Below are 16,465 nucleotides of genomic sequence, written 5' to 3'. Positions count from 1 at the left end.
CATGCAGCCAGCGTACCGACTCCAAGCCGCCACAGGCATCCATCGCGGTGACAGGCAATACCAGCAAGACCAGGTGATGCTCATGGCCCACCCCTATGTACACGGCTGCCTGCTGGGCGTGCTGGCCGACGGCATGGGCGGGCGCAGTGGCGGGCGCAAGGCCTCCGACCAGGTCATGCTCACGGCGCGCCAGCTGTTCGAGCGCTTCGAACCAGGCAAGGAGGACTGCACGGCGCTGCTGGAGAGCATCGTCCACGAGTCGCACATGGTGATCCGGCTGACGGCCATCTCGGCCGAGCAGGAGCCGCACAGCACCATTGCCGCCTTCGTGCTGCTGCCCCAGGGCCGCTGCCACTGGGTGCATTCGGGCGATTCGCGCATCTACCACTACCAGGGCGCGACCATGGTCCACCGCACCAAGGACCACTCCTACGTCCAGTCCCTGGTGGACAGGGGAGAACTCACCGAATTCGAGGCCCATGTGCACCCCAAGTCCAACATCCTGCTGGGCTGCCTGGGCACCGAGGCCGAGCCGCCCATGAGCCACCACGTGATCGAGCATGTGCATCCGGGCACCACGCTCATGGCCTGCAGCGACGGCGTCTGGCACTACTACACGGCGGAGGAACTGGGCACCGTGCTCAACGCGCTCACGCCGCGCGAGGCCACGGAATTCCTGATCGACAAGGCACGCGTGCGCGCCCAGGGCGGGGGTGACAACCTGTCGCTGGTGGTGCTCAAGCTCGAGACACTGGAGCCGGTGACGGCCTGACCACCCGGACTCAGGGCGCCGCAGGCGCGGGAGGCGCAGGCAGTGGCGCTGCCTGCGGGCCGCGATCACGGGCGGCATCGGCGGCGCGGGCCTTGCGCTCGGCAGCCTCTTTTTGCTTGGCCTCGAACTGGGCGCGGGCGGCAGCTCGCCGCTCCTGCTCCTGTGCAGACTGGCGCTGCTCGATCTGCGCCTGGCGATCACGCTGGTGGCTGGCCTGCTGGGCTGCGCGCTGCTGTGCGTCCTGGGCACGCTGGGCCCTGATGGCCTGGGTGTCGCGCTGGGCGGCCGGTGGCCGCTCCTTGGCTTGCATGGACGAGGCGGCCTTCTGCGCCTTCTTGGCCTCGATATCCTCAAGGCGCTGGGCGGCGCGCTCTTTGCGCTCCTCGTCGTTGATCTGCAGCTCGCGTTCGCGCAGCGGCTTGTCCTGCTCGCGGGCCTCCTCGCGCGCCTGCCTGAGGCAGTCTTCCACGGCAAAGCGCTGGTAGCACTCGGACTCCAGGGCCGTGCGCCGCCTGTCGATGACGGCACGCTGGGCCGCGATCTCGGCGCGTGCGGCCTTGCGCTCGGCCTGGACCTGCTTTGCAGCCTGGGCGCGCTCCTGCCGCGCATCGGCATCGCTATCCGCGCCAGCCTCCGCAGCCATGGCCGGGCCGGCCAGCACAAGGCAGGCCAGCGCAGCGCCCAAGGGCGCGGGCAGTTTCTTCAAAAGGGCGAAAGCAGAGGTAGGCAGTTTCAGCATGTACAGGTCCGGCAAACGACGCCAGCGGCCGGGACCGGCCTCAGGTCAGGCTGGTATCCACCACACGGCGCTCCAGCGCCAGGAATTCCTTGGACTGCATCTCGTTCAGGCGCGAGACGGTACGGGGGAACTCATGGGCCAGCGGGCCCTCAGTGTAAAGCTGCTCGGGCGGCACGGCGGCCGAGATGACCAGCTTGACCCTGCGGTCGTACAACACGTCCACCAGCCAGGTGAATCGCCGCGCGGGCGATGCCATGTTGACCGGCATATAGGGCACGTCGGACAGCAGCACGGTGTGGAACTGGCTCGCGATCTCCAGGTAGTCGTTCTGCGAGCGCGGGCCGCCGCACAGCTCGCGGAAGTCGAACCAGACCACGCCACCGGCGCGGCGGCGCGCACGGATCTCGCGCGCCTCGATGTGCAGCACGGGGTCTTCGTCCTTGACTTCGGCCAGCTTGTCGAAGGTTTCGGTCATGGCCGCATCGGCCTCGGCACCCAGGGGCGTGTGATAGAGCCGGGCGTTTTCCAGCGTGCGGCGGCGGTAGTCCGTGCCGTTGTCCACGTTGACGACTTCCATGCGCTCGTTGAGCAGATCGATGGCCGGCAGGATGCGGTCGCGGTGCAGGCCGCCCGGATACAGCTCGTCGGGCTTGAAGTTGGAGGTGGTGACAAAGCCCACGCCGTTGGCGAACAGCGAGACCAGCAGCCGGTGCAGGATCATCGCGTCCGTGATGTCGGCCACGTGGAATTCGTCGAAGCAGATCAGCTTGTACTTCTTGGAGATGCGGGCACCCAGCACGTCCAGCGGGTTCTGCGTTCCCTGCAGCACGGCGAGCTCGCGGTGGACCTCGCGCATGAATTCGTGGAAATGCAGGCGCACCTTGCGCCTGAGCGGCACGGCGTTGAAGAAGCAGTCCATGAGAAAGCTCTTGCCGCGCCCCACCCCGCCGTACATGTAGACGCCGCGGGGAATCTCGGGATGGTTGATGAGCTTCTTGAAGGCGTTGGAGCGGCGCTGGCGGTAGACCGCCCAGTCGTCGGCACAGCGCTGCAGCGCCTCGACAGCGCGCAACTGCGCAGGATCACTGTGAAAGCCCTTGGCTACCAGTTCGGCCTCGTAGGCCTCTCGCACTGAAACGCTCATGCAGCATCAACCATTCGCTATGTATTCAGAAGCTGAAAACGCTTGCAGGGCAAGCGCTTTCAGGTCTTTGGCTTGGGCTAGATGGCTAGCCTGGCACTCAGAAATTCAGAGTGCGCTTGTCGACGGCCAGTGCCGCTTCCTTGGTGGCCTCGGACAGCGAGGGGTGGGCATGGCAGATGCGGGCGATGTCTTCGCTCGATGCCTTGAACTCCATGGCGACCACGGCTTCGGAGATCAGCTCCGAGACCATGGGGCCGACCATATGCACGCCCAGGATTTCGTCGGTCTCGGCATCGGCCAGGAACTTGACCATGCCCGTGGTATCACCCAGGGCGCGCGCGCGGCCGTTGGCCAGGAAGGGGAAGGTGCCAGCCTTGTACTTGACGCCCTGCTCCTTCAGTTGCTGCTCTGTGCGGCCCACCCATGCGATTTCGGGGCTGGTGTAGATCACCCAGGGAATGGTGCCGAAGTTCACATGGCCATGCTGGCCGGCAATGCGCTCGGCCACGGCCACGGCCTCTTCCTCGGCCTTGTGCGCCAGCATCGGGCCGCGCACCACGTCGCCCACGGCCCAGACGCCGGGCAGGCTGGTCTTGCAGTCGTCATCGACCACGACGCAGCCGCGCTCGTCCAGAGCCAGGCCCACGGCCTCGGCATTGAGGCCGGCCGTGTTGGCGGTGCGGCCGATGGAGATGATCAGCTTGTCGGCCTCCAGCGCCTGGGCTTCACCCTTGGCGTTGGTGTAGGCGATGGACACGCCCTTCTTGCCGCTCTTGATTTCGCCGATCTTCACGCCCAGCTCGATCTTCAGGCCCTGCTTGTCAAACGCCTTCTTGGCTTCCTTGGCGATCTGCTCGTCCACGGCGGACAGGAACTTGTCCATGCCTTCGAGCACGACCACTTCCGTGCCCAGGCGGCGCCAGACCGAGCCCATTTCCAGGCCGATCACGCCAGCGCCGATCAGGGCCAGCTTCTTGGGGGCCTTGCCCAGGCGCAGAGCGCCGTCGTTGGACAGGATGTTCTCTTCATCGAAGGGCACGCCGGGCAGCGCGCGGGCGCTGGAGCCCGTGGCGACCACGATCTGCTTGCCCGTCAGCACTTCCTCTTCCTTGCCGGCAACCTTGATCTCGTAGCCGCCCTCGACCGCCTTGACGAACGAGCCACGGCCGTGGAAGAAGGTGACCTTGTTCTTCTTGAACAGGTACAGGATGCCGTCGTTGTTCTGCTTCACGACCGCATCCTTGCGGGCGATCATCTTGGCCACGTCCATCTCGACCTTGCCGGTGGAGATGCCATGGTCGGCAAAGTGCAGATTGGCGTGCTCGAAGTGCTCGGACGACTGCAGCAGGGCCTTGGAGGGAATGCAGCCCACGTTGGTGCAGGTGCCGCCCGGAGCGGCGCCGCCCGCGGCGTTCTTCCACTCGTCGATACAGGCCACGTTGAAGCCCAGTTGTGCGGCACGGATGGCGGCGATGTAGCCGCCAGGGCCCGCGCCGATGACGATGACGTCGAATTGCTTGCTCATTTGTCTTCTACCTTTATCAAATCGGCGATCAGCCCCTGAGTCAAAAGGACGTACCCCGTGCTGGAGGAAATCGGAACACCAGCGTTCAGATTTTTGAAAACCGGGGTGTTCAAGGAAACCCTGCACACGGCAAGAAACGGTGCGTTGATGCAGGCATTGCCTTCATCGACCGTCAGTTTCCACTCTCCATGGGGCGAAAGAGGCAGACCGGCGAGGTCCAATACGCTCCAATTGCCAGAATCATCCTGCCTGATCCTGACGCTGGGTTTGCCAGCTTGATTTTCACAGGCCTGCTGCAGCGCAGACGCCATCTCGGCAGACGCACGAATGGACTGGCAGTCCATCCGGTAGTCGCCGATCAGTCGAGCCTGCGCTGGCTGCACCGTTGGACGGAACGTCCCGCACGATGCAAGCAGCAGTGCCGATGCCACAGTTGCCATGGCAGTCTGCAGCATGTCTTCTCTTCGATTTACAGGTCGAACAGCAGGCGCGAAGGATCTTCCAGCGCGTCCTTCATGGCCACCAGGCCCAGCACGGCTTCGCGGCCGTCGATGATGCGGTGGTCATAGGACATGGCCAGATAGTTCATCGGGCGCACCACGACCTGGCCGTTCTCGACCATGGCGCGGTCCTTGGTGGCGTGCACGCCCAGGATGGCCGACTGGGGCGGGTTGATGATGGGGGTGGACATCATCGAGCCGAAGGTGCCGCCGTTGGAGATGGAGAAGGTGCCGCCGGTCATGTCTTCAATGCCCAGCTTGCCGTCTGCCGCCTTCTTGCCGAATTCGGCAATCTTCTTTTCGATGTCGGCGAAGCTCATCTGGTCTGCATTGCGCAGGATGGGCACCACCAGGCCACGGGGCGAACCCACGGCGATACCGATGTCGAAGTAGCCGTGATAGACGATGTCGTTGCCGTCCACGGAAGCATTGAGCACGGGGTACTTCTTCAGGGCGTGCACTGCCGCCTTGACGAAGAAGGACATGAAGCCCAGCTTGGTGCCGTGTTCCTTGGTGAAGGCGTCCTGGAACTTCTTGCGCAGATCCATCACCGGGGCCATGTTCACTTCGTTGAACGTGGTCAGGATGGCGTTGGTGGACTGCGACTGCAGCAGGCGCTCGGCCACGCGGGCACGCAGGCGGCTCATGGGCACGCGCTGCTCGGGACGGCCGCTGAGGTCTTCCTTGGCAGCGGGAGCCGACACCTGGGGCAGCGCCTTGGTGGGCACGCCGGTGGGGATGACGGCAGCCGTGGACTGCACGCCGCCCTTGACGGCGGCCAGGGCGTCGCCCTTGGTCACGCGGCCATCCTTGCCGGAGCCAGCCACGTTGGCGGCCGACAGGTTGTTCTCGGCCAGCAGCTTGGCAGCGGCGGGCATGGCGACATCGCCCTTGCTGCCGCCAGTGGCAGCAGCAGCGGCGGGAGCAGCAGCAGGCGCTGCGGCAGCGGGAGCGGCGGCTGCGGCAGGAGCGGCAGCGGCCACGCCGGCCACGCCTTCGGTGTCGATCTTGGCGATCAGCTGCTCGGCCACCACGGTGGCGCCGTCACCTTGCACGATCTCGGCCAGCACGCCAGCGGCGGGTGCGGGCACTTCGAGCACGACCTTGTCGGTTTCGATTTCGATGAGGATCTCATCGATTGCAACCGCTTCGCCGGCCTTCTTCTTCCAGGTCAGCATGGTGGCCTCAGCGATGGACTCGGACAGCTGGGGAACTTTGACTTCAACGATAGCCATTTGTGATTCTTTCCAAAAGTGTTCTGTACTGATACGTAGCGGGTGGGGGCTGCCTTACTTGTTCAGGACAAAACCCTTGAGCTTGGAGAACGCGCCTTCCACCAGGGCCTTTTGCTGCTCCTGGTGCAGGTGTGCGTAACCCACGGCGGGCGATGCCGAGGCAGCGCGGCCGGAGTAGCCCAGCTTCTGGCCATCGAGCATGTTCTCGTGGATGTAGTGCTGCACGAAGAACCAGGCGCCCTGGTTCTGCGGCTCGTCCTGGCACCAGACGATCTCGGTGGCGTTGCCGAACTTCTTGAGTTCAGCGGCGAAGGCCTTGTGCGGGAAGGGGTACAGCTGTTCGACGCGGATGATGGCGACGTCCTTGCTTTCCTTCTCGGCGCGCTTCTTGACCAGGTCGTAGTAGACCTTGCCCGAGCATGCGATCACGCGCTTGACCTTGGCCGCGTTCTTCACGACGGCTTCGTCCTGCTCGGGGATCACGGTCTGGAAACCACCGCTGGTGAACTCGGACAGCGGCGAGGTCGCATCCTTGTTACGCAGCAGCGACTTGGGCGTCATGATGACCAGCGGCTTGCGCAGCGGGCGCACCATCTGGCGACGCAGCACGTGGAAGATCTGGCTGGCCGTGGTGGGCTGCACGATCTGCATGTTGGCGTCGGCGGCCAGCTGCATGAAGCGCTCCAGGCGTGCCGAGCTGTGCTCGGGGCCCTGGCCTTCATAGCCGTGCGGCAGCATCAGCGTCAGGCCGTTGATGCGGCCCCACTTGACTTCACCGGAGGCGATGAACTGGTCGATCACCACCTGGGCGCCGTTGGCGAAGTCGCCGAACTGGGCTTCCCAGATCACCAGGGTGTTGGGATCGTTCGACGCGTAGCCGTACTCGAAGCCGAGCACGGCCTCTTCGGACAGGATGGAGTCGATGACGGTGAACGGAGCCTGGCTGTCGGCCACGTTCTGCAGCGGGATGTAGGTGCCTTCGCTCCACTTTTCACGCTTTTGGTCATGGATGACCGAGTGGCGGTGGGTGAAGGTGCCGCGGCCGCAGTCCTCGCCCGACAGGCGCACGGGGTAGCCCGATGCGACCAGCGATGCGAAGGCCATGTGCTCGCCCATGCCCCAGTCCACGTTGACATCGCCGCGGCCCATGGCTGCGCGGTCGTCATAGACCTTCTTGACCAGCGCGTGCGGGGTCACGGTCTCGGGGATCGTGGTGATGCGTTCGGCCAGGCGCTTCCATTCGGTCAGCGGGATGGCAGTGTCGCCGGCGTCGGTCCAGGTCTTGCCCAGGAACGGGCTCCAGTCCACGGCGTACTTGCTCTTGAAGTTCGTCAGCACCGGGTCCACGGTGTGGCGGCCTTCGTCCATGGCGGCGCGGTAGGCCTTGGCCATGTCGTCGCCCAGCGATTCGCCCAGGCCTTGCGTGGCCAGCTTGTCGGCGTACAGCTTGCGGGTGCCGGGGTGGGCGCCGATCTTCTTGTACATCAGCGGCTGGGTCAGGGCAGGCGTGTCCTGCTCGTTGTGGCCCAGCTTGCGGAAGCAGACGATGTCCACGACCACGTCCTTGGAGAATTCCATGCGGAATTCCAGCGCCAGCTGCACGGCTAGTGCCACGGCTTCCGGATCATCGCCGTTCACGTGCAGCACGGGCGACTCGATCATCTTGACGATGTCGGTGCAGTACAGCGTGGAGCGTGTATCGCGCGGATCGGACGTGGTGAAGCCGATCTGGTTGTTGATGATGATGTGCACCGTACCGCCCGTGGTGTAGCCACGGGTCTGGGCCAGCGCCAGGGTTTCCTGGTTCACGCCCTGGCCGGCAAAGGCGGCATCGCCGTGCACCAGCACGGGCAGCACTTGCTTGCCGTGCGGGTCGTCGCGGCGGTCCATGCGCGAGCGCACCGAGCCTTCGACCACGGGGTTGACGATTTCCAGGTGCGAGGGATTGAAGGCCAGCGACAGGTGGACAGGGCCGCCAGCGGTGGACACATCGGAGCTGAAGCCCTGGTGGTACTTCACGTCGCCCGAGGGCAGATCTTCGGGAGCGGTGTGATCGAACTCGGCAAACAGATCCTTGGGCATCTTGCCCAGGGTGTTGACCAGCACGTTCAGGCGGCCGCGGTGGGCCATGCCGATCACGACTTCCTGCACGCCCTTCTGGCCGGCAGCGTTGATCAGCTCGTCCATGGCGACGATGAAGCTTTCGCCGCCTTCCAGCGAGAAGCGCTTTTGGCCGACGTACTTGGTGTGCAGGTAGCGTTCCAGGCCTTCGGCAGCCGTCAGGCGGTCGAGGATGCGCTTTTTCTGGCTGGCGTCAAAGCTGGGCTTGGTACGGCTGGTTTCCAGCTTTTGCTGCCACCAGCGCTTTTGCGTCTGGTCGGTGGCATACATGTACTCGGTGCCCAGGGTGCCGCAGTAGGTCTCGCGCAGCGCGTTCATCAGCTCGCGCAGCGACATGCTTTCCTTGCCGAAGAAGGTGTTGCTCGTGTTGAACACCGTTTCCTGGTCGGCATCGGTGAAGCCGTAGAACGACGGCTCCAGCTCGGGAATTTCGGGGCGCTCGGTGCGCTTGAGGGGATCGAGATCGGCCCAGCGTGCGCCGACATTGCGGTAGGCGGCGATCAGCTGCTGGACGGCGGTGCGCTTGCGGCCCAGCTCGGAGTCGGCGCCGGAGGCCACGACCACCTTGGTGCCGCCTTGCTTGGCGCGCTCGGCGAAAGCGTTGATGACGGGCTGGTGCGGGACGTCCTTGGAGTCCGTGCCGTCGACTGCGGGCACATGTTGCAGTGCATCAAAGTACTCGCGCCAGGAATCCGGCACGCTACCGGGGTTGGCCAGGTAGTTCTCGTACATTTCTTCGACGTAGGGGGCATTGCCGCCGAAGAGGTAAGTATTGCCTTGATAGGCTTGGTAGACCGACGTCTGATCGCTCATATTGCGCTGACCTCCGCCTCCCTGAAGGAGGCATTAGCTGGTTTGTAGAACCTTCCGCGACACGGCTGTACCGATTGGCGGATGCGACTGTGGCTGGGGAAGGGCCTGGTTGCGACCGCCATTGTGCCACCGTTCAAACATCGCAGCAGGGCAGTTACCAAGCGATTACCTGGACCCTCCGGGAGTTCCCGCAGTCGCGTACATTGGCGCATCTTCCGAACGGACCGACAGATGAACCTGCTGCCCTTACACAAACGCACTTTCATGCTGCTGCTGATCGCGGCGACCATAGGCTTCGGTGCCGTGCTCTGGGAATTCATGGGGGCCATCTTCTGGGGCGTCGCCCTGGCCATCCTGTTCTCGCCGCTGCACCGGCGCCTGCTGGCGCGCATGCCCCGGCGCACCAATCTCGCCGCCCTGTCCACCCTGCTGCTGTGCCTGGTCGTGGCCATCCTGCCGCTGGCGCTGATCGGCGCCTCGCTGGTGCGCGAGGCCTCGTTGATCTATGAGCGCGTCAACAGCGGCAACCTGGATGCAGGCACCTATCTGCAACAGATCATGGACGCCCTGCCCTCCTGGGTCACACCCTGGCTGGAGAGGTTGCACCTGGGCTCGCTGGCCGAGCTGCAGGACAAGCTGTCCAGCATCGCCATGCAGGCATCCAAGCTGGCCGCCACCAAGGCGCTGGGCATAGGGCAGAACACGTTCGGCTTCCTGGTGGGCTTTTGCGTGATGCTGTACCTGCTGTTCTTCCTGCTGCGCGACGGCCGTGACCTGACCCAGCGCATCCGCATGGCGATTCCGCTGCAAGCCGACCACAAGGCCGAGCTGTCGAGCAAGTTCACCACCGTGATCCGTGCCACCGTCAAGGGGAACCTGGCCGTGGCGGCCGCCCAGGGCGCGCTGGGCGGGCTGATCTTCTGGATCCTGGGCATCCAGGGGCCCGTGCTGTGGGGCGTGGTGATGGCGTTCCTGTCGCTGCTGCCGGCCGTGGGCGCCGGCCTGATCTGGGCACCGGTGGCCATCTACTTCCTGGCCACCGGTGCCATGGGCAAGGGTCTGATCCTGATCGCCTACGGCGTGCTGGTGATCGGACTGGTGGACAACGTGCTGCGCCCCTTGCTGGTGGGCAAGGACACGAAGATGCCCGACTACATCGTGCTGATCTCGACGCTGGGCGGCATGGCTCTCTTCGGACTGACGGGTTTTGTGATAGGCCCCGTGATTGCGGCCCTGTTCATGGCGATCTGGGACATGTTCTCGCGCATGCAAGTGCAGGATGAGGAAAAGCGCCGCCAACTTGCCCAGGCAGGTTTGGCGCATGCTGAATATCAGACATCGGATGATATGGACCTCAAGCAAGCACCGCAGGATCCGCGCCCGCCGGCACGCTGAGCCTGCTCCGGCCCCTCCCTCTGGACAGGGGCCGGAAATCCATTTTCAGGCATTCAATGGGTGCAAATGGATCGCATTCGCGCAATAGCCTGGATCCATCGACCTCATTCATCCACTCAATGAATGGCGGATTGATATAAAACAAAATGTCCGAAGCCCTGAATCCAGATAATCATTTCAACTGATGATCCCGCCGGGCGGCGCCCCGGCAAGCCCCGCGCAGCAAGGCCTGGCGTGGAGCTTGCGCGCGAATGCCGCACAGGACGACTCAGGATTAAGGGTTATTTCCCGGATTGATTCCGGGGTGCACTCGTAGAATTTGCTTACAAGCGTCAATTTCTATTAGAAGGTACCCCACATGGTCCAATTCTCCAGACGCCAGTTCATGAAAGTGACTGGTTCGACTCTGGCCGGATCCAGCCTGGCGTTGATGGGCTTCTCGCCCACTGCCGCCCTGGCTGAAGTGCGCCAGTTCAAGCTGGCCGCCACCACGGTCACCCGCCAGACCTGTACCTACTGCTCGGTAGGCTGCGGCATCCTGATGTATTCGCTGAGCGACGGCGCCAAGAACGCCAAGCTGTCGGTGATCCACGTCGAGGGCGATCCGGACCACCCCGTCAACCGCGGCACGCTGTGCCCCAAGGGCGCCTCGCTGCTGGACTTCGTCCACAGCCCGCACCGCCTGAAGTACCCCGAGTACCGCGCCCCCGGCTCCAACGAGTGGAAGCGCATGTCCTGGGACGAGGCGCTGACGCGCATCACCAAGCTGCTCAAGGACGATCGCGACGCGAACTTCGTCGAGCAAAACGACAAGGGCCAGACGGTGAACCGCTGGCTGACCACCGGCATGCTGGCCGCCTCGGCCTCCAGCAACGAAGCCGGTTACGTCACACACAAGGTTGCCCGTTCCTGGGGCCTGCTCGCACTCGATAACCAAGCACGTGTCTGACACGGCCCGACGGTGGCAGGTCTTGCCCCGACGTTTGGCCGTGGAGCGATGACGAACCATTGGGTCGACATCAAGAACGCGGACGTTATCCTGATCATGGGCGGCAATGCCGCTGAAGCACATCCCTGCGGTTTCAAGTGGGTGACCGAAGCGAAGGAGCACAACGGTGCGCACTTCATGGTGGTCGATCCGCGCTTCAACCGCTCCGCCTCCGTGGCCGATTTCTACGCCCCCATCCGGTCGGGCTCGGACATCGTGTTCCTGGGTGGTGTGATCAACTATCTGCTGACGAACGACAAGATCCATCACGAATACGTGAGGAACTACACCGACTTCTCGTACATCGTGAAGGAGGAGTTTGCGTTCGACGAAGGTATCTTCTCGGGCTACGACCCGCAGACACGCAAATACGACAAGTCCAGCTGGGACTATGAGCTCGACGCCGACGGCTACGTGAAGGTGGACGCCAGCCTGCAGCATCCGCGCTGCGTGTACCAATGGCTCAAGCGCCACTACGCCAGCTACACGCCCGAGAAGGTGGAGAGCGCCTGCGGCACGCCCAAGGAAAAATTCCTGCACGTGTGCGAGAAGCTGGCATCGACCGCCGTGCCGGGTCGCGTCGCGACCATCCTGTACGCACTGGGCTGGACACAGCACACCACGGGCGCGCAGATCCTGCGCACGGGCGCCATGGTCCAGCTGCTGCTGGGCAATATCGGCGTGGCCGGCGGCGGCATGAACGCGCTGCGCGGGCACTCCAACATCCAGGGCCTGACGGACCTGGGCATCCTGTCGGCCTCGCTGCCCGGCTACCTGACGCTGCCCAACGAAGGCGAGCAGGACTACCAGAAGTACATCGACGCGCGCACGCCCAAGGCCATGCGCCCGGGCCAGATGAACTACTGGTCGAACACGCCCAAGTTCCACGTGAGCCTGATGAAGGCCTGGTGGGGACCGGCGGCCACGGCCGAGAACAACTGGGCCTTCAACTACCTGCCCAAGCTGGACAGGCAGTACGACATGCTGCAGGTGTTCGACCTGATGGCACAGGGCAAGATCAACGGCTACATCGCCCAAGGCTTCAACCCGCTGGCGGCCCTTGCGAACAGCAACAATGTGCGCGAAGGCCTCAAGAAGCTGAAGTTCCTGGTGATCATGGACCCGCTGGTCACCGAGACATCGGAGTTCTGGCAGAACCACGGCGAGTTCAACGACGTGGATCCGGCATCGATCCAGACCGAGGTGTTCCGCCTGCCCACGACCTGCTTTGCCGAGGAAGACGGCGCCGTCGTCAGCTCCTCGCGCGTGCTGCAGTGGCACTGGAAGGCGGCCGAGCCCCCGGGCGAGGCCAAGACCGACATTGCCATCATGTCGGCCCTGCACCTGCGCCTGAAGCAGGCCTATGAGAAGGACGGCGGCAAGTTCCCCGAGCCGATCACCAAGCTGTGGTGGCCTTATGCCCATGCCGATCATCCGACCTCGGAAGAGATCGCCAAGGAGTACAACGGCCGCGCGCTGGTGGACCTGTTCGACCCCAAGGACCCGACCAAGCTCATCCGCAAGGCCGGCGAGCAGCTGGCCGGCTTCGGCGAGATGCGTGACGACGGTACGACGATGGGCGGCTGCTGGATCTGGGCAGGCTGCTGGACCTCGTCCGGCAACCAGATGGCCCGGCGCGACAACAGCGACCCCACGGGCATAGGCAACACGCTGAACTGGGCCTGGGCCTGGCCGGCCAACCGCCGCGTGCTCTACAACCGCGCCTCCTGCGACCGCAACGGCCAGCCGTTCGATCCCAAGCGCACGCTGATCCGCTGGAACGGCAAGGCCTGGGGCGGTGCCGACGTGCCCGACATGGGCCCGACCATGCCGCCGGAGACCACCGATCCGTTCATCATGAACCCCGAGGGCGTGGCGCGCTTCTTCGCCCGCAAGGGCATGAACGAGGGACCGTTCCCCACCCACTACGAGGCCTTTGACAACCCGCTGGGATACAACCCCATGTATCCCGACAACAAGCTGGCGGTCATCAACCCGGCCACGCGCATCTTCGATTCCGTCAAGGATTCGGCGGGCTCGCCCAGCGAGTTCCCGCACGTGGGCACGACGTACCGCCTGACCGAGCACTTCCACTACTGGACCAAGCACGTTCAGCTGAACAACATCGTTCAGCCCGAGCAGTTCGTGGAAATCGGCGAGGCGCTGGCCAAGGAACTGGGCATCGAGACCGGCCAGCATGTGAAGGTCAGCTCCAAGCGCGGCTTCGTCAAGGCAGCCGCCGTGGTGACCAAGCGCATCAAGCCCATGAAGATCGATGGCAAGACCATCCACCACGTGGGCGTGCCCATTCACTGGGGCTTCTCGTCGACGGGCCGCAAGGGCTACATGGCCAACAACCTGACGGCATCGGTGGGAGATGGCAACAGCCTTACCCCGGAATCCAAGACCTTCCTCGTGAAGGTGGAAAAGGTTTAAGGAGCAGCTGATGTCATCAACCATGTCTCTCGATATCAAGCGTCGCTCGGCCACGACGACGCCTGCTCCCAGTGCGCGCGAAACGCACAGCGGCGAGGTGGCCAAGCTCATCGATGTCTCCAAGTGCATCGGGTGCAAGGCCTGCCAGACCGCCTGCATGGAGTGGAACGACCTGCGCGACGAAATCGGCACCTGCGCGGCCGGCGTCTATGACAACCCGACCGATCTGACCGATCAGTCGTGGACCGTCATGCGCTTTACCGAGTACGAGAACGAAGCGACCGGCAACCTGGAGTGGCTGATCCGCAAGGACGGCTGCATGCACTGCGAGGACCCGGGCTGCCTGAAGGCCTGCCCTTCGCCGGGCGCCATCGTGCAGTACAGCAACGGCATCGTGGACTTCCAGCAGGACCAGTGCGTGGGCTGCGGCTACTGCGTCACGGGCTGCCCGTTCAACATCCCGCGCATCTCCAAGAAAGACCACAAGGCCTACAAGTGCACGCTGTGCTCGGACCGCGTGGCCGTCGGCCGCGAGCCTGCCTGTGTCAAGACCTGCCCCACCGGCGCCATCATGTTTGGCACCAAGGAGGCGATGAAGGACCAGGCCGAGCACCGCATCGGCGACCTCAAGCGGCGCGGCTATGCCGAGGCCGGCCTCTATGACCCGCAAGGCGTGGGCGGCACCCATGTGATGTACGTGCTGCATCACGCGGACAAGCCTTCGCTGTACAAGGGCCTGCCCGACGACCCGAAGATCAGCCCCATGGTGTCCCTGTGGAAGGGCGTTGCCAAGCCGCTGGCAATGGCCGCGCTGGGCGCAGCTGCCGTCGGCAGCCTGTTCCACTACATCACCAAGGGCCCGAACGACGTGTCCAAGGAACTGGAAGACGAAATGGACCGCAAGGACCAGGAAGCCGCTGAAAAGGAGGCCCGCCGATGAAACGCAATCCACGTGACCTGGTGCGCTACAACGCATCGGAGCGTGCCAACCACTGGGTGGTCGGCATCTGCTTCATCCTGCTGGCGCTGTCGGGCCTGGCGTTCTTCCACCCGGCCTTCTTCCCGCTCACGCAGCTGTTCGGCGGCGGGCCGTGGACGCGCATCCTGCACCCCTACATCGGGGTGGTGATGGCGCTGTTCTTCATCATCATGGCGCTGCGCTTCTGGCGCCTGAACGTGGTCGAGCCGCGCGACATCGAGTGGCTCAAGAACGTCAACAAGATGATCGACGGCGACGACCACGACATGCCCGAGCAGGGCAAGTACAACGGCGGCCAGAAGCTGCTGTTCTGGGGCCTGGTCATCGGCATGCTGGCGATCACCGTGACCGGCGCGCTCATGTGGCGCGCCTGGTGGACGCTGCCCGTCAACGTGGTGCGCGCCGCCTCGGTGGTGCATGCCATTGCGGGCGTGTGGATGATCGGCCTGATCATCATGCACGTGTACGCGGCCATCTGGACCCGGGGCACCATCCGCGCCATGCTGTACGGCACGGTGACGCGGGCCTGGGCCAAGCAGCACCACCGGGGGTGGTATCGCAAGATGACCGGGGATAACGACTGAGCCCCCTGAGCGGCTGCGCCGCTTCCCCCTCTCGCTTCGCGGGGGGGGCGGCACCCTCGGTGCGGGGCGGCCCTTCCTCGGTGCCCCTGCTCTGGGGCACGCCGGTTTCATAGGCCAAGGACAATGCGCAACCCCGTGTTAGCCTTTCGCCTGAAGCCACCAGCCGCCCGGCGTCCCTGGACGCTGGGCGATTGTCTTTTTGGAACATTCCAATGCAACGCATTCTTCAACCTGGCGATATCGAGTCGCTGGACCACACCAGTTTTCCGCGCGTGCTGCTGCCGCAGTTGCCGGGGCTGTTCGTCGAGCGGGCGGCGCGGCTGCGGCAGCTGGCCGAGGGCAATCCGATTGCCGATTACCTGCGGTTCGTGGCGCAGATCGTGGACGCGCAGGCCAAGGCGGCCGGGCAGTTGACGCTGGCCGAGCCTGATGCGGCGCTGATCGCGCGGGCGCAGGAGCATTCGATGCCGCTGCTGCCTGCCGCCGACCATATCGATGCCGCCTGGCACGGCGTGCTGGACCGCATGCTCGATGCCCTGTCGGGCGCCGATGGCCTGCCTGCGCCGCTGCAGCCGCTGCTGCAGGAGCTGCGCGCGCTGGACACGGCCGGGCGTGACGAGATCGCGCAGCGGCTGCTGCAAAAGGAAGTGGCGGCCCGCCACGTGGGCATGGCGCCTTTTGTGATGGCTGCGCTGCAGGTGGTGTTTGCCACGCGCGCCAGCGGCCTGAGCGCACGCGACGTGCCCTATACCGATCCCGCCTCGATCTGCCCCGTCTGCGCCAGCGAGCCCGTGGCCAGCGTGCTGCGCATTGGAGGCAAGGCCGCAGGCCACCGCTACCTGCACTGCGGCACCTGCTGCACGGAGTGGCACATGGTGCGCGTCAAGTGCTCGCACTGCGAGTCAACCAAGGGCGTCGAGTACCAGGGCATCGATGGCGCAGGCGATACCGTGCTGGCCGAGACCTGCGAGGAATGCGGCAGCTACCGCAAGGTGGTCAACCAGGAAAAGGACCCGATGGCCGAGCCCCTGGCCGACGACCTGGCCTCGCTGATGCTGGACCTGCTGATGGGCGAGGAGACGCGCTTTCAGCGCGCCAGCGCCAATCCCCTGCTCTACGTGGCCTTTGCCGAGGAGCAGGATGAGGCCGGCGACGCGCTGATCGACCCCGCCACGCCTGCCGCCTGACCCTTTCGCACGCCATGACCGATACCGCCGCCCCCTCTGCCGCCCCC

At 64.6% G+C, this 16,465-nt stretch carries 12 protein-coding genes; 6 read left to right on the top strand and 6 right to left on the bottom strand.

What is annotated here, in order from left to right; genetic code table 11:
* The first annotated feature begins 1 nt into the window (after position 1).
* On the top strand, positions 2 to 772 hold the full coding sequence (locus IAE24_RS15945; RefSeq protein WP_199960818.1) for a PP2C family protein-serine/threonine phosphatase: 771 nt from the start codon (positions 2 to 4) through the stop codon (positions 770 to 772).
* A 10-nt stretch (positions 773 to 782) separates the two neighbouring features.
* Here IAE24_RS15945 and IAE24_RS15940 read toward each other — a convergent pair whose 3' ends face one another.
* From IAE24_RS15940 to IAE24_RS15915, 6 genes are all read right to left on the bottom strand, one after another.
* Positions 783 to 1,511: a hypothetical protein gene (locus IAE24_RS15940; RefSeq protein ID WP_199960817.1), complete on the bottom strand. Its 729-nt coding sequence runs from the start codon at positions 1,509 to 1,511 to the stop codon at positions 783 to 785.
* Between the two features lie 40 nt (positions 1,512 to 1,551).
* Entirely contained in the window at positions 1,552 to 2,655 is a 1,104-nt protein-coding gene (gene zapE, locus IAE24_RS15935) for a cell division protein ZapE (protein ID WP_012205332.1), read from the bottom strand.
* 97 nt (positions 2,656 to 2,752) lie between these two features.
* Positions 2,753 to 4,180, bottom strand: coding sequence for a dihydrolipoyl dehydrogenase (gene lpdA, locus IAE24_RS15930; protein WP_013802658.1), 1,428 nt, complete (start codon positions 4,178 to 4,180; stop codon positions 2,753 to 2,755).
* Positions 4,177 to 4,635 carry a hypothetical protein gene (locus IAE24_RS15925; protein ID WP_065345706.1) on the bottom strand — a complete coding sequence of 153 codons (459 nt, stop codon included), beginning with the start codon at positions 4,633 to 4,635 and terminating at the stop codon, positions 4,177 to 4,179. The genes lpdA and IAE24_RS15925 overlap by 4 nt, the downstream gene beginning before the upstream one ends.
* Before the next feature lie 14 nt (positions 4,636 to 4,649).
* On the bottom strand, positions 4,650 to 5,915 hold the full coding sequence (gene odhB, locus IAE24_RS15920; protein ID WP_013802659.1) for a 2-oxoglutarate dehydrogenase complex dihydrolipoyllysine-residue succinyltransferase: 1,266 nt from the start codon (positions 5,913 to 5,915) through the stop codon (positions 4,650 to 4,652).
* A 54-nt stretch (positions 5,916 to 5,969) separates the two neighbouring features.
* Complete coding sequence (locus IAE24_RS15915) at positions 5,970 to 8,849, bottom strand: 2-oxoglutarate dehydrogenase E1 component (protein WP_013802660.1); 2,880 nt, start codon at positions 8,847 to 8,849, stop codon at positions 5,970 to 5,972.
* Positions 8,850 to 9,080: 231 nt separating this feature from the next.
* On the opposite strand from IAE24_RS15915, the gene IAE24_RS15910 reads away from it, so the two are divergent.
* From IAE24_RS15910 to fdhE, 5 genes are all read left to right on the top strand, one after another.
* Complete coding sequence (locus IAE24_RS15910) at positions 9,081 to 10,244, top strand: AI-2E family transporter (RefSeq protein ID WP_034393000.1); 1,164 nt, start codon at positions 9,081 to 9,083, stop codon at positions 10,242 to 10,244.
* 358 nt (positions 10,245 to 10,602) lie between these two features.
* Positions 10,603 to 13,668, top strand: a complete 3,066-nt coding sequence (gene fdnG, locus IAE24_RS15905) for a formate dehydrogenase-N subunit alpha (RefSeq protein WP_080518199.1) — start codon at positions 10,603 to 10,605, stop codon at positions 13,666 to 13,668.
* Between the two features lie 10 nt (positions 13,669 to 13,678).
* Positions 13,679 to 14,608 (top strand): formate dehydrogenase subunit beta, encoded by a 930-nt coding sequence (fdxH, locus tag IAE24_RS15900; protein WP_012205325.1) that lies wholly within the window; start codon positions 13,679 to 13,681, stop codon positions 14,606 to 14,608.
* Positions 14,605 to 15,231 (top strand): formate dehydrogenase subunit gamma, encoded by a 627-nt coding sequence (locus IAE24_RS15895; protein WP_012205324.1) that lies wholly within the window; start codon positions 14,605 to 14,607, stop codon positions 15,229 to 15,231. Before fdxH ends, IAE24_RS15895 begins: the two co-directional genes overlap by 4 nt.
* 212 nt (positions 15,232 to 15,443) lie before the next feature.
* Positions 15,444 to 16,418 (top strand): formate dehydrogenase accessory protein FdhE, encoded by a 975-nt coding sequence (gene fdhE / locus IAE24_RS15890; protein ID WP_096916118.1) that lies wholly within the window; start codon positions 15,444 to 15,446, stop codon positions 16,416 to 16,418.
* The last annotated feature ends 47 nt before the right edge of the window (positions 16,419 to 16,465 follow it).

It is taken from the genome of Delftia sp. S65 (assembly GCF_016516495.1).
GTDB classification, from domain to species: domain Bacteria; phylum Pseudomonadota; class Gammaproteobacteria; order Burkholderiales; family Burkholderiaceae_C; genus Comamonas; species Comamonas acidovorans.
The sequence above is the reverse complement of the archived record's forward strand: the minus strand, read 5'-3'. Positions and strand labels throughout refer to the sequence as shown.

Excerpts from the sequence above, each read along its gene's own strand:
- IAE24_RS15945 (WP_199960818.1), top strand. The coding sequence starts at position 2 with ATGCAGCCAGCGTACCGACTCCAAGCCGCCACAGGCATCCATCGCGGT.
- IAE24_RS15940 (WP_199960817.1), bottom strand. The coding sequence starts at position 1,511 with ATGCTGAAACTGCCTACCTCTGCTTTCGCCCTTTTGAAGAAACTGCCC.
- zapE (WP_012205332.1), bottom strand. The coding sequence starts at position 2,655 with ATGAGCGTTTCAGTGCGAGAGGCCTACGAGGCCGAACTGGTAGCCAAG.
- lpdA (WP_013802658.1), bottom strand. The coding sequence starts at position 4,180 with ATGAGCAAGCAATTCGACGTCATCGTCATCGGCGCGGGCCCTGGCGGC.
- IAE24_RS15925 (WP_065345706.1), bottom strand. The coding sequence starts at position 4,635 with ATGCTGCAGACTGCCATGGCAACTGTGGCATCGGCACTGCTGCTTGCA.
- odhB (WP_013802659.1), bottom strand. The coding sequence starts at position 5,915 with ATGGCTATCGTTGAAGTCAAAGTTCCCCAGCTGTCCGAGTCCATCGCT.
- IAE24_RS15915 (WP_013802660.1), bottom strand. The coding sequence starts at position 8,849 with ATGAGCGATCAGACGTCGGTCTACCAAGCCTATCAAGGCAATACTTAC.
- IAE24_RS15910 (WP_034393000.1), top strand. The coding sequence starts at position 9,081 with ATGAACCTGCTGCCCTTACACAAACGCACTTTCATGCTGCTGCTGATC.
- fdxH (WP_012205325.1), top strand. The coding sequence starts at position 13,679 with ATGTCATCAACCATGTCTCTCGATATCAAGCGTCGCTCGGCCACGACG.
- IAE24_RS15895 (WP_012205324.1), top strand. The coding sequence starts at position 14,605 with ATGAAACGCAATCCACGTGACCTGGTGCGCTACAACGCATCGGAGCGT.
- fdhE (WP_096916118.1), top strand. The coding sequence starts at position 15,444 with ATGCAACGCATTCTTCAACCTGGCGATATCGAGTCGCTGGACCACACC.